The sequence below is a fragment of the Paenibacillus piri genome, from assembly GCF_004354045.1.
Lineage (GTDB): Bacteria > Bacillota > Bacilli > Paenibacillales > NBRC-103111 > Paenibacillus_S > Paenibacillus_S piri.
Genome location: NZ_SMRT01000002.1, coordinates 343,063 through 356,696, shown reverse-complemented (window position 1 = coordinate 356,696; position 13,634 = coordinate 343,063). Strand labels below are relative to the sequence as shown.

Annotated in this window: 11 protein-coding genes; 1 reads left to right on the top strand and 10 read right to left on the bottom strand. The window is 45.7% G+C overall.

The genetic code is table 11. The features are described from left to right. Positions 1–15 precede the first annotated feature (15 nt). The 10 genes from E1757_RS06435 to E1757_RS06390 form a co-directional block, all read right to left on the bottom strand. Positions 16–984: an ABC transporter permease gene (locus E1757_RS06435; RefSeq protein WP_133226021.1), complete on the bottom strand. Its 969-nt coding sequence runs from the start codon at positions 982–984 to the stop codon at positions 16–18. A 46-nt stretch (positions 985–1,030) separates the two neighbouring features. Then, a complete protein-coding gene (locus E1757_RS06430) occupies positions 1,031–3,376 on the bottom strand; it encodes a helix-turn-helix domain-containing protein (RefSeq protein ID WP_133226020.1) in 2,346 nt (781 codons plus the stop codon). A 41-nt stretch (positions 3,377–3,417) separates the two neighbouring features. After that, on the bottom strand, positions 3,418–4,947 hold the full coding sequence (locus E1757_RS06425; RefSeq protein ID WP_133226019.1) for an extracellular solute-binding protein: 1,530 nt from the start codon (positions 4,945–4,947) through the stop codon (positions 3,418–3,420). Positions 4,948–5,310: 363 nt separating this feature from the next. Next, on the bottom strand, positions 5,311–6,897 hold the full coding sequence (locus E1757_RS06420; protein WP_133226018.1) for a GMC family oxidoreductase: 1,587 nt from the start codon (positions 6,895–6,897) through the stop codon (positions 5,311–5,313). Continuing rightward, positions 6,891–7,490, bottom strand: a complete 600-nt coding sequence (locus E1757_RS06415) for a gluconate 2-dehydrogenase subunit 3 family protein (protein WP_133226017.1) — start codon at positions 7,488–7,490, stop codon at positions 6,891–6,893. The genes E1757_RS06420 and E1757_RS06415 overlap by 7 nt, the downstream gene beginning before the upstream one ends. 4 nt (positions 7,491–7,494) lie before the next feature. Then, positions 7,495–7,893 carry a hypothetical protein gene (locus E1757_RS06410; RefSeq protein WP_133226016.1) on the bottom strand — a complete coding sequence of 133 codons (399 nt, stop codon included), beginning with the start codon at positions 7,891–7,893 and terminating at the stop codon, positions 7,495–7,497. Positions 7,894–8,041: 148 nt separating this feature from the next. Continuing rightward, positions 8,042–9,277 carry a Ger(x)C family spore germination protein gene (locus E1757_RS06405; RefSeq protein WP_246079044.1) on the bottom strand — a complete coding sequence of 412 codons (1,236 nt, stop codon included), beginning with the start codon at positions 9,275–9,277 and terminating at the stop codon, positions 8,042–8,044. A 77-nt stretch (positions 9,278–9,354) separates the two neighbouring features. Then, complete coding sequence (locus tag E1757_RS06400; RefSeq protein WP_133226014.1) at positions 9,355–9,567, bottom strand: CLC_0170 family protein; 213 nt, start codon at positions 9,565–9,567, stop codon at positions 9,355–9,357. Positions 9,568–9,616: 49 nt separating this feature from the next. After that, positions 9,617–10,738: a GerAB/ArcD/ProY family transporter gene (locus tag E1757_RS06395; protein ID WP_133226013.1), complete on the bottom strand. Its 1,122-nt coding sequence runs from the start codon at positions 10,736–10,738 to the stop codon at positions 9,617–9,619. 6 nt (positions 10,739–10,744) lie between these two features. Further along, positions 10,745–12,373 carry a spore germination protein gene (locus E1757_RS06390; RefSeq protein WP_133226012.1) on the bottom strand — a complete coding sequence of 543 codons (1,629 nt, stop codon included), beginning with the start codon at positions 12,371–12,373 and terminating at the stop codon, positions 10,745–10,747. 386 nt (positions 12,374–12,759) lie between these two features. Here E1757_RS06390 and E1757_RS06385 point away from each other — a divergent pair, with 386 nt between their 5' ends. Then, positions 12,760–13,620: a sugar phosphate isomerase/epimerase family protein gene (locus tag E1757_RS06385; protein ID WP_133226011.1), complete on the top strand. Its 861-nt coding sequence runs from the start codon at positions 12,760–12,762 to the stop codon at positions 13,618–13,620. Positions 13,621–13,634: the final 14 nt, after the last annotated feature.

The following is a 13,634-nucleotide window of genomic DNA, read 5'->3' as shown; positions in this document are numbered from 1 at the left end:
CCCTCTTTTCTTAACTTAGTAAATGCCCTCATAACCGAGTTTCTTAACAATATAATTTGAAGCCATTACAAAAATTAATCCTACGAAGCCTTTGAAGAAACCGACGGCGACGCCAATGCTGAATTGCCCCCGCATAATACCTTGCGTAAAGGTATACGTGTCAAAAACCTCTCCTACCTCACTGACAAGCGGATTTAACATTAACAATACTTGTTCGAAGCCTACATCGGCCATATTGCCGAGACGTAAAATCAACAATATAACAATCGTGGGACGGATAGCGGGCAGCGTAATATGCCATATTTGCCGAAAGCGGGAAGCGCCGTCGACAACCGCCGCCTCATACCTTTGCGGATCGACGCCCGCGACGGCGGCAAGGAATATAATCGTCCCCCAACCCGCTTCCTTCCATATCGTTTGCGCCGTAATGATTCCCCAAAAATAATTGACTTTGGTTAAGAACGGGAAGGGCTCATGACCAAAGGAATAAATGATTTTATTGATTATCCCGATATCGGTCGATAGAACAAAAAAAGTCATACTGGCCACAATTACCCAGGATAAAAAATGCGGCATATACACAATCGATTGGTTCAGCTTTTTAAAGATGTCATGTCGAACCTCATTCAGCATCAAAGCTAAAAGAATGGGGATCGGGAAATAAAAGATAAGGCCAAACAAATTGATTAATAACGTATTGCGAAGCATCATATAAAATTTTGTATCGTTAAACAATTCCAAGAAATGTTTGAGCCCGACCCATTCGCTTCCCGAAATCCCCTTAAACGGGTTGTAATTCTGAAATGCAATAATAAGTCCCCACATTGGGACGAATTTAAATAACAAAAGATAAATGAAGCCCGGCAAAGTCAGCAGATACATATACCTGTACTTGACGATTTGTGCCCAAATACTAAGCAAACCATTTTTAAGACGAATATGGGACACAGACGAAATATTAGTAGTTTTAGACAAATGATTCATTGTTAGGATGTACCTCCTTTATCCTAGATTTGAGCACGGCCCGCGATTAACGCAAACTAGCCCGGAACTGCCCCGGCGCAAGGCCCGTATACCGTTGAAAAATGCGATTGAGGTTACGTTCCGAATACCCGATCAGGTTCGCAATTTCTTGAATCTGATAATTCGTTTCCAACATCAATCTTTTCGCTTCTTCCATCTTGCAGCGCACCACATAATCTACAAATGAAGTTCCCGTCACTTTTTTAAACAATCGGCTGACATAGGGCGGGGTCATAGAGATCAACTCGGAGCACTGTGTCAGGGATATATCCGATTGTATGTTTTCTCGGATATACTTGCATATCAGCATAATGTCGGATTGGCCTTTAGCGATTTGGGTTTGATCTGTCTGTTCCGTCATCTTCTTTATTAATGGAAAGCATTGCTCCGTAAACCAGTCAAAAATTTCATTCGATGTCCTTCGTTCCTTCAATTGATCGAATAAGTTATTCTCCGAAACTTCGAGGATACCGCCTCCTTGGCGCTCGGTAAATTGGATAATGGCCTGAATGACGGATGATAGGAGCATATGGTATGACTGATAAATAAACGTATACGATTTGGTTTGCCGCACCAATTGCATAAAATAAATTAATGCCCGTTCCGCTTCTGCGATGTCGCCTTTCATGAGCGCGGCAACTATTAATTCTTCCTGCTTGCTTGGGTAAAACGTTCCGCACTTCCCCCTGGGATTCTCCAATTCTTCAATATAAAGAATAGGATCGGAATCTCTAAATAACCGGTATCGAAGGGCTGTTAATGCTTCGCGATAGGATACCGTGACATCCGAAATGTGCGTATACCCCCTTCCGATGCCGATGGATACTTTGAACTTCAAGTATTGTCTCATTGCACTGCAAAGCAAACCGGCATATTTAAGGGATTCGTCTACAAGCGTGAACAGATCGTTGCCGCTTATAATGGCCGTTCCATTTCCTTCATTAAAGTTTAATATATAGCCTTTCAATGCCTTGTTCTCTTTAAGCAGCTCCTCCATCACATTGGCTACGGCAAATCCGACGATCGCCTTGTCTTCCAGCAGGAAGCGGTCCTCTTTATGGAAATTTTCAACCTCGGCAACCAACACGATATAATGGCCTTGAACCGGTATATTCAAGTCCGTACATTCTTTTTGCAGCAAGCCTCTATCCGCATACCCGTTTTCCAGCAAATTACGAAAAAAGCGTTCGCGCATACCAGGCTCCAATTTCCTTAAATAGGTTGACAGCCTATTCGTCTCCCCATCCAAATAATTTAAGCATTCTTTGATATAGCTTATTTCGTTCCGGTTGCTGCTTTTTACTTGTCCCAGATTCAAGCTTCTGCCATGCTTCATCAATTGCCGGATAGGACTGTAGGCTTTCATGGAGACGAACATGGATAACACTACCCCGATTGCAATGAAAACCAGTGCCGCTGCAATGGTTCCCCACCGTATCCAACTGACTTGACGAGAGATGTATTCTTTCGGTATCAAGGAAATGTAGGTGCGTCCCGAGGGGTTTTTCTGATAAGAGTATAAGATTTCCTCCCCATCCGCTTCCTTAGCAAGAAAAATTCCGGATTTGAAACGACTGTGCATAATGTTTTCAATGTTTGGATTTTTATCCATAGTTCCCGCTGACTCTGACGGTTTGTCGGAACGAAATATGATACCGCCTTCAGAATCCAATATACGTAAAGATCTGTCCGGAAAGGAAAAAAAGCTGTCCTTCATATAACTCTTCAGCATCTCGGCATGAATGTGAAACAAGAGGAACCCGTCCGGATCTTTCTCGGACATCAACGGGAGTCTGCGTATAAAAGAAATAAAGCCTTTTTCTTGCGCTTGCGGTAAATACAGCCACTGTGGTTTAGAAGATACATTAAAGGAATGATCGATATCTTTTTTGTATTTATAATCGTTTACCTGCAAATACCCATACTCCAGAGTCCACAAAGCGTTACTATGATTCTGGTAGAGGATGATTTCAGCAATCAAATCATTGGCATTTTTTTTCAGCATAAAAGTATCAAGCAACTGCCGCTGGGCAATATACTTCTCACGAAATTGATTGTCTGATACGGAATTCGCAGTCAAAGGGTTCAGGGCTAACTGGAACGATTCCTGTTCGATACCGGTTACTACTCTTTCGACCCGGTCCATAATCAAGGTTAGGGAAATTCGGCTTTCCTCTTCGGTTTTTTTATATGCGTCGTTAACCGAAATTTGATAATACATCATTCCCGCCAAGATAATCGGAATACATGCTGAAATCATGCCGAGCGAAATAAGGCGGTAAAAAAAACGCCCTTTAATATCGAACCAACCGATAACGGTCAAGGACCATTTCTGACGCAACCAGTCAGCCATTTGGACCCCCCTCAATTACAGGATAACCAGATTGTCACCTGCTATTTTCCCATATTTGCTTTAACTTCCTTCTCAGCTTTCGTATATTCTTGGAACGCCTTCTTCATTTCCGGCTTGTTCCTTAATTGTTCCTGATAAGTCTTGAATTCGTTTATTGTGATGTCACCGATCACGGCTTGTACGATTTTGGTATCATATTCCGATTGGAACTTTGGCCAAATATCATTGAATGTTGGGGAATTGTATCGTTCAAATGGATTAATAACCCCCTTTTTATCCCAATCCGCCACCAATTTCTCTGTTTCTTTGTTAAATTCAGGGGGAGCGTTAGGGTTTCTGACTTTAAAGCCATTGTCAGTGGTCAAGACGAACGGATGATAGCTGCCGATGTTTATCTCTTTGAATCCCTGAGTTGTCATGATCGGAAGGCCATCCGCATTAAGGGTATGATGGATGCCTTGCACACCGTATTCCCCTAAAAACAAATATTCCTTGGTCGCAGTGGAATCAAAATATTTTAGCATCCGCTTAACTTTTTCTACCGGTACCTTGCTGGAAATATACAAAGGGGCTGCAAAGCCCGGATCCAATTTGATGGCATACCCTTTCGGGCCTTTCAGTTCCACCGATCGGACGAAAGCTTTGGGATTGGTTTTTCGGTTGGTTTCCGTATACTGCCAGTCACGATTAATAATGCGGCTATAAGCTATCGCCCTGCCCGAGGCAAATAAATCCTCAGCCTGCGTCTCTTTCATCGTTGAAAATTCACGCGGCAATAATCCGTCTGCATACAATCCGCGGAACCATTCTACCATATCCGCAAATTGCGGTGTGAGGATATCTCGAATAAATCCGCCGTCTTTATCGTAGCTCGTATCGTATACGCCAAACGCAGCCGCAAAAGGTGCATTTCCGCTTAATACTCCGTGCATAGTCAACCCAATGGTGCCTGGCTTCGCTTTTATGATTGCTTTCATCGCATTCTTGAACTCATCCAGCGTCGTAGGCGAGGGAATGCCCAGTTCATCCAGCAAGTCCTTCCGCATGTGTATGCTGGCTTGGGTCTCCGATCTCAGGCGGGGCAATCCATAAATTTTGCCGTCCACTTTAGAAATGTCAAACTTCTCTTTGAGCTTCTTCAAATTCGGGTATTCGCTAAAATCTCCAAGCAGTGGAGTCAAGTCCCAAAACATGCCGTTCTGAATCGCTTTATAGAAGGTAGGCGTTGGATTGACCGCAGGCCCGTTAACTACCTCCGGAATATCGCCGGATGCCAGCATGAGTTCCAATTTCGAAGCGTAATTAGCGTTCGGAACCCATAAAATATCCAGATTCGTATTGGATCTTTTCTTAACCTCCGTCCAATATGCGTTATTCATATCAGGCACTTCGGTATAAAGCGGAAACATGGTGCTGATTTGCAGCATTCCCTCTTCACCTGGATTTTGTTTACCATTATCCATTTTTACAGAACCGCCTTCACCGCCGGTGCATGCAGCCAACAATGAGATGATCAGAGCAGTGGAAGTGCTCCCTGCAATAAATCGCCGTCTTAGTTTTTTTCTTTGCATTTTTTAGCCCCTTTCATTGGTTGTAAGCGCTTTAACATGTTGACTAACGCTTACACCCAATATTATACAATCCATCATTTGGAGGAAATAGACATTATTTAATTCATAGCATTTGAGTGCAAAAAATGTCTGCCCAAACATGTCTTTCATGGAAGATCACAGTATTACCGACAGCAACGAATCATAAATTAGCACGGTAAAACAGATGAACAAAAAATGTCTGTTGATTTTTTATTCTATTTCATAATCCAGTGTAAAAAATATCATGAAATTTCCTTGAGTAATAAGCGATTCCTTGATGTGGAACAAGGTGCGGATGGATTTTGCTTATTAACAATATATGGACATATGCAAAAAGGCCGGTTAAACCGACCTTATCAATTCCAGCTTCTTCGCTTTTTCCTTTATATAGTCCGCTGTCCTCAATGCTAACGACATGACTGTATTCGTGGGGTTTCCAGCGCCCGAGGTGACAAATATGCTTGCGTCACATATATACAGGTTAGTGATGTCATGGGTTTGTCCAAATGAATTGACGACCGAGGAATCCGGATCGTCCCCCATGCGGCACCCCCCCATCATATGGGCGGTATCAGGAATGACGAATTCGACTTTTCCGCCGGCTGCATCGAGTATTGCACTCATTTTTCCAACCGCATGGTCGATGAGCTTCCGGTCGTTATCGCCGTAACTGAATGTAACTTTTGCACGCGGCAAGCCATACTCATCTTTTTCGTCTGCCAGCGTAACCCGATTCGTCTCACTAGGCAGCACCTCACCGACCAAGGTGACCCTTCCGTAATAGTTGTAATCAAGTATAGTCTCTCTAAATCGTTCTCCCCACACTGGCCCTCCCTGCGCTTTCGATATTCCACTCGCGAACTCGACCGGCCTGGCTCCGTGCGAATGAAGGGTATATCCGCGGACAAAGCTGTTATTCGGATCGGTATGATAAAAATCTTGAGTAGTCGCTAACACGGGGGTGCCTTTATACAGTCTGATTTCATCGTCGAATTTGGCATAGACATCTTGACTGCTATGAACCATAATGGATTTTCCAACCCAACCGCTGGAATTGGCAAGCCCATCAGGAAACAGGGCATTGGATGAGTTGAGAAGCAACCGGGGCGTCTCCACCACGAAGGCGGATACGATCACGATTTTTGCTTTTTGCTCATACGTTATTCCATCATGAACGAAGATAACTCCTTTCGCCTTTCCATCAGATCCCACTAACACCTCTGTTACCATGCAATCTGCCAATACTTCGGCTCCGGCTTTGATCGCTTTCGGAATATGAACGATGAGTGTGCTAAATTTGGCGTCCGGCATGCACCCTTGATTGCAGAAGCCGCGATTGATGCAAGGAGGACGGCCTTCGAACGGTGCGGAAAGAATTGCAAGAGGTGCAACGGAAGAGCGGATGCCGAGTTTCTCACACCCGTTCATAAACATGTACGCGTTCGGACTGAGCGGTTCCCTTTCCGGATACGGATAAGGTCCACTGTAATTCCCCCATGGAAAATGTTTAGGTCCGGATACGGCAATTTCTTTTTCAATTCTTGCATAATACGGTTCCAAATCCTTATAGCCGATCGGCCAGTCGTCCGCGACGCCATCCATCGTCCTTGCTTTGAAATCTGCATCGTGAAACCGCAAAAATACCGCAGTAAAGTGAACGGTCCCGCCGCCGATACCTCGCCCGGAATTGTTGTGCCCCATCGTTAACGGGTCGTTACCGTCCACGATCCGGGTATCCTGCCAACCCAGATTTTTCATTGAAAGTTCATCGCTCGCAAAATCTTTTTGCGGATCTCGAAACGGTCCCGCGTCCAAAATGACAACGCTCATGCCGGCTTCACTTAATTCTTTAGCCAATACGCCTCCTGCAGCCCCTGCCCCAACGATTACGACGTCCACTTCTTCGTTTGCATATTTTCGCTTCACCATTGCTCCGGCTGCGCCTCCCATGGATCCAATTGTCCCAACTGCGTACGTACATATCCTCGCGGATAGGCCGGACCGGCATAACCGATTTCGGACCATACCTTTGGATGAGAGCAGTAAGATTCGTATGTTAAATTCAAAAGCTTTTTAAACAGCGCTTCTTGCGGAATTCCATCCCATACCTCTTGCGGTTTGGCAATGGATTCGCTTATATACTGCAAATATTGCTTTTGCTCTGCCATATCCAGCTCCAAAAAAGCTGAAGTATATTGCTCCTGAACCCCTTGTTCGATTGCTTGGAGTCCTGCCCTGATTAGCTCCGGGGCCTTGGGAACGTCTGCTTTTCTCTGACTTTCCCCAGGTGATTGATACAATGTTTGATCGATATGACCGACTACGAAGTCGAGCACTTCTGGCGTTTGATCATTCACGAAGAGCGAACTGATTCGTTTCACAAGTTCCGCCTCTTTTGAGGTAAGAAACTGTAAATTTATATTGGGCTTCAGCCGGGAAGTTACGATTGTTTGGGTGTGGTCATCCCATTCATCCTGTTCATTCATAACCTCGAAAGAGGGATAATGACTTTGTCCTGCCATCGGCTCACCACGCCTTCCAATAGATTGCGATCAAACCAAGCACACTCAAAGCGGAATACATTAAAGGGAGGGTGATAGGCGGACCGATGAGAAAGTTGCGCAAGGCCCATCCCCCGACTCGGACACCTACCCCACGAAAATGAAAGTAAAAGCCGATCAATCCCGAAACGACGCCAAACCACATCAGTACCAAAAACAAATTATGCAGCCAACCGGCGTTATATAAGGTCAGAATGATACCCGTTATGAAGAAAATCGGTGACGAGATAACGGGTACCCACATTGCTTTATGGTTAAAATTTTGCCGATAATGAAACATTGTCACCTGAATACTCATCATCAGAAACGCCAGGCTGACGAACAGAATGAGAACTCGTTCTATCGACCACATCGACCAATTCATGCTGCGTCCTCTTTTCCACATGTAGGTTAATTGATTTCATTATTTCCTTTTGCTGAAGAACTATTCCAAATTTAGCTTGTCTCCACTTTTATGGGTGAAATCAGGCACCGGAGGAGTAGTTATGAACGGATAAGATGAGAGACATTCATTATTTGGCTTTCATGCCGACCCGACGAATTCTTGTCATTACTTTTACATCGACCGAAATGTCTTTGTACATTTCCCCCCAACGATCTTTCGTACGTATGTTCTGGTTCCAGTATTGCGGCTGCTTGGCTCGTACATATTCACCGAACCCGAAAATATCGGATCCATTCTTCTGGGTTTTCCGAATTAAATCCTGGTAAGTTTTTACAAGTGATTCTTTATTGGTTTGCTCGATTTTTTTCAAAATATCGGAGTTGTCTGCAGGTATCCGTTCGTTTATCTTCTCCTCCAGACTGATTTCGGTGAAAACGGATACAGTAATATGAGGTCGGTTGTCTTTGATTTGAGCCTCGATTTTGGATTTGCGGCTGGTCGCGTAAATCGTGACATTATCGGACGGACCGTCCAAACTGACAAATCCCCGGTATCCCGACTTGCTTATTCCTTTAATCCCCATGTATCCGGCGATTTCAAACGGTTTCGTTACACCCGCCAATTTGGATCCTTTAAAATAAGCCAATCCCATAATTTCAACATTTTGTTCTTTTTTGATATCCATGTATGGAAGAAAGCCTTCCTGTCCTTTTTTCGAAGAGTTGCTCCAGAAATTCCCGACAAAATCGTTCGGGAATTTACCCATCTTGACAGCGCTGTCCATGGTCGATATTAGATACAGCGTTGGCACGCGTTCCAATTTCGGTGCAGCCTTCATTAACGCTTCCGCGTTTCCTTTCGAAATCATCATCCAAGCCATGCGTCTTACTTCCGAATTACGACGGAAGTAATCGTTCACATTTTGCATACCTTTTTTTGCCACAGCTTCCGATATGACGATGACGCGCAAATGTCCGAAGAACAGTTTAGCCGAGATTTGCTGCTGCAAATTCATGATCGCATCATCGATCGTATGACCAACCACATTAAGGACCCAAACCGTTGCTTGCGAACCTTTGCCTCCCGAAATGGCTTCTCCAGGTCCTAGCGGAATTCTTCCGGGCAGCGCGATTTGAACGGCAACGCGAATCAAATCTTTTTCCGGCGCGGGAAATTTGCCTTGAATATGGGAAACCTCATCCTCTTCTTTCAGCGCTTCCGGGCCTGCAACATCAACCGAAATCCCCAAAACGACGGCACGTTCCTCGATTTCAAGCCGGTCCCAGCATCCAGTCAGGAGCGGAAGTAAAAGGAGCATGATGCCTAGCAGCTTGACCGCTTTGAACCATCGATTTGTTGTCAATCGGGATCCCCTCTTTATATTGAAGTAATACATTTATTTTTTCCTTCCATATAAATTCGCCTATGTTATGAATCAATTTACCATCCCTTCCACTGGAGCAACCAATACCCTGCAAACATCAATAAACCTAGACATACATTGAGCCATCCGATAAAACGGCACACCTTTCTCTCCTTGTCCATTCCCGCCAATTTGTAGGCTTGAACGTCCACCCGTAAAATGATCGTCCCTGTCAGAAGCCATAAGGGTATAGAATAACCAAGAAAGCCGAAATATCCAACGTAAGCCATAATCTGCAAACCCTCCTCAAGTCTTCATGGGAAATAACCGCCCAACATCCTAACTGCTTTGGTCCATCGGTTTATTCCTGACAGAATCCCCTCTTTTCTTGCGAATAAGAGAGATCGCAAGCAGAACGGCCGGGTAAACGATCGTGATGAAAAGTCCGATTCGGCCGACATTTTGAATGATTTCGTACATATGCATGATATTTAAAGGCAGCATGGCCATGACGAAAACGATCGGCAAGACGAAAAAGGAAAACATCCGATGTTCGCGCAGGCGGAACAGCTTGCTCATCGAGTGGATCGTCAGAAAATAACTGGAGAACAATGTGGTAAATACAGCGGTTACCCAAACGGCTAGAAAGGCTGCATCCAAACGTTCCAAAATATTCGCGGGCAACGATGTCGCCTTCGCGAGCTCGAGTGTCGGCCAGAGCAGCTGCTTGCTCTCTTCGGCGCCAAATACGCTGACTGTTGCTACGACGATCGTCACGTACAGCCCTCCTGCGATCAATATCCCCCATATGCTTGCCTTCAACGCCTTCTCGGGTCGGCGCATGGCCGGTATTACCATGGTCAGAACGAACGATCCTTGAAACAATGCGGCTATAGTAAAGACGCCCCCCACCATATCTTTCGGTGCATTTCCCCAAATCGGCTCCAGATTGATGATCTCGGCATTTTTCAAGGAAAGCGCGACGATCAGCAAGCCGGGGCCGAGGAGCAATGGAAAATAAAAAGTATGAATGTATGCAAATGTTGCGATGTCATTACGCGTAGAGAGGGCTGCCAAGAGCAGCATTACAATAACGGTCACTTCTACGGGAGTCGTCTTCAGAACAGAGGTAACCACCACTTCGCCGAACTCACGCGCGGTAAGCGATGTCAGAATAGCAAAAAAAGCAATAATAAATACGCTGCCGATCCATGCCGGCCATTTCCCGATAATATCCTCACTGTATTGAATAATGGATTTATTAGGAAACCGCATGCCAAGCAAGGCAATCAGGCCTAATCCGACAAAGGCAACTACCATACCGAGAAACGTGACGAGAGGAGCGCCCGAATCCGCTGCACGAACGGCAAATAGGGGAAGAGGGAGTACACCTACCCCTATTATGGTGCTGATCAGAATAGAAGCTGCTTGGATTACGGTAATCTGACGGGAAGTCTCCATTTGTCGTCACTCCTTTTGATCTTTGAATTTTAATGGATCCATCACGTTGTCCGGCGGTTGCTTCAGTTGTTCCAACGTAGTGTCGCTCAATCTGGTTTTGTCGAGAGGATGAAGGAACGCAGGTCTTTTATTCATCCACCATAACGGTCCGCGAATGAGCAAATCCTTCATTCCTTGAAAATTTCCGGGAACGAGCGGGCTCAAGTAAGGGATCCCGAACGATTTCAAGGAAAGCAAATGGTTCGCGATGAGGATCAAACCGATCATAACGCCGTACAGACCGAAAATACCAGCCAAAATAATAAGCGGGAAACGCAATAGCCGCAAAGCAAGCGCGGCATTATAAGCAGGCGTAGCAAATGATCCGATCGTTGTGAGCGCGATAATAACGACCGTGATCGGGCTCGCGAATCCCGCCGCGACCGCAGCCTGTCCGATAACAAGCACCCCGACAATAGACAGAGCGCCGCCGACCTGCTGCGGCAATCGGATCGTCGCTTCCCGCAACACTTCCATGGAAATTTCAATAACGAGTACTTCTATGATGGCCGGGAATGGAACCCCCGCCCTCCCGCCAGCTACCGCTACGGCAAATTCCGTCGGGATCAATTCCGGATTGAAAGAAATAATCGCCACATAAATCGACGGGAACACTAATGAAAATACAAGAGCGACAAGCCGAGCCAGACGAATCGCGCTCATCAGCACAAACCGTTCCGTATAGTCCTCCACCGTCTGATAGAACTGGTTGAAGACGGTTGGAACAACCAAGGCTAGCGGTGAACCGTCTACCAATATGGCTACTCTTCCTTCCAGCAGGTTGGCAGCCACTTTATCCGGTCGTTCCGTGTACTGGACTTGCGGAAAAGGGGAATAATAATTATCTTCGATAAACTGCTCCAGGTAACCCGAATCCAGAATGGCGTCAATATCAATCTTGGCAAGGCGCTTATTGACTTCCTTCAACAGATCGGGGTTCGTAATGCCTTCCATGTAACAAATCGCTACTTTCGATTTGGTTCTGCGGCCGATTTCCATCGAGTTGATACGCAGATCCGTCGTTTGCAGCCTATAACGAAGCAGGGCGATATTGGTTGCCAAAGGTTCGATAAAGCCTTCGCGCGGCCCACGAATAACTTGCTCGGTCGCCGGTTGATCGATAGCCCGCTGCTCGATATTGCGCGTACCGATTACAAAGGCTTCGCCCAAACCTTCGATCATTACGACGGTCTTCCCTCGCAGCACACCCTCGATCAGCTTGCCGAATTGATTCTCCACACTCACATCGCTGTGAAAGATCGAATCCTGGAGCAGAGTGTCCTTCAACCGGTGAAATTCAATGTTCTTCCCTTCCAAGTAGGGAGGCAAATACATAAACGGTTTTAATATATCTCCGTTAATCATCGTCTGGTCGATCATAGTGGAAAAGTAGAACATGATCGCGGGATATTGGCCGAACACATGGAAGCGGCGCATCGTAAAGTCGTAGTTGCCGTCAAAAATTCGAGTGATAGATTCGATCGCTTCTTCCAAACGACCGTTTAGGTTCACGTTTTGAAATTGTCCGGAAGCTTGATTGGGAACATCGACGACCTTATGCTCTCTCCGTTTTTTGAACCATTTAAATATGGACATGATTTCATCGCCTGCCGATCTGCTCCTATTGACCCCCTGAATCTGGAAACCTATTAGTAGAATTGACGATTTTCATGCAGTTTAAACGATTGTATTGGAAAAATACAAAAGTAAATAGTGAAATAGGTCGGTTGATAGCCTACCATTACGGCGATTTCATTGATGCGAAGATTCGTATTTTTGCAGCACGTCTTTGTTTTACAACTCCCCCCTTCTGCAGCCTGCTCCTAAGCAATTTCATCCACCTGAATAGTCAAACCTATGAGTGTCTTGCCTTGCAAAGCTTGAATTATAATGAATGAAGTAGCAGCGGCTGTGCGGGAGCCTCCTGTTCCCTTCTGCTCCGGCACTTGCCGGGAGACTAAATAAGTGAGGAGAAAGTTACTATGAGTTTATCAATCGGGCTGCAGCTGTACTCCGTAAGAAATGAACTGCAGAAAGATCCGGTGGGCGCGTTGGAGAGAGTTGCGGCGATCGGATATAAAAATTTGGAGCTTGCCATTCATTATTCCGATGCAGCGGGCGAAGGCGGGTATGCAGTGGCCGGGATGAAGGCTCCGGAATTGAAGCGCCATCTTGACCGTCTTGGCATGAAAGCATTAAACGCGCAATTATTCCCGATCGAAAATGTTAAATGGGACAGCCTGACGGCATTTTGCCAAGAAATTGAAATGCCTGCCGTTTCCATTTCGATGTCCATGTTCAGAAATAAACAGGACGCCCTCGATTTTGCCGCCAAGTTAAACAGCTGCGGAGAAATTTGCCGCAAAAACGGGCTTGATTTTTATTATCATAACCACTTTCAGGAGTTCCAAAAATTTGACGGCCAATATGTCATGGATACGATTCTGGAAAACACCGATAAGAGCTTGGTCAAAATTGAATTCGATACTTATTGGGCGCTGCGCGGCGGCATCGATCCTTGCGATTACTTGCGCACGCTCGGAGACCGCTGTGACCTGGTTCACCAGAAAGATATGCCCGCCACCGCCAAGCCGGTCAATTGGTTCGATTTTTTCGGCGAGGATGCGGACATTACGCTCGATAAGAAGCTGGGAACCTCTACAACCGACCAATTTATCGAAATCGGCGAAGGCATTATGGATATACCTGCGATTATTCGAATGATCCGCGAGCTGGGTTTCGTTAAAACGATGTTTGTCGAGCAAGACTTTACCGCCAGAAATCAGCTGGATAGCGTCGAATTCAGCTACCGCAGCTTAAGCCGGATGCTTAATCAACCATAGGGGACGGCCAACCG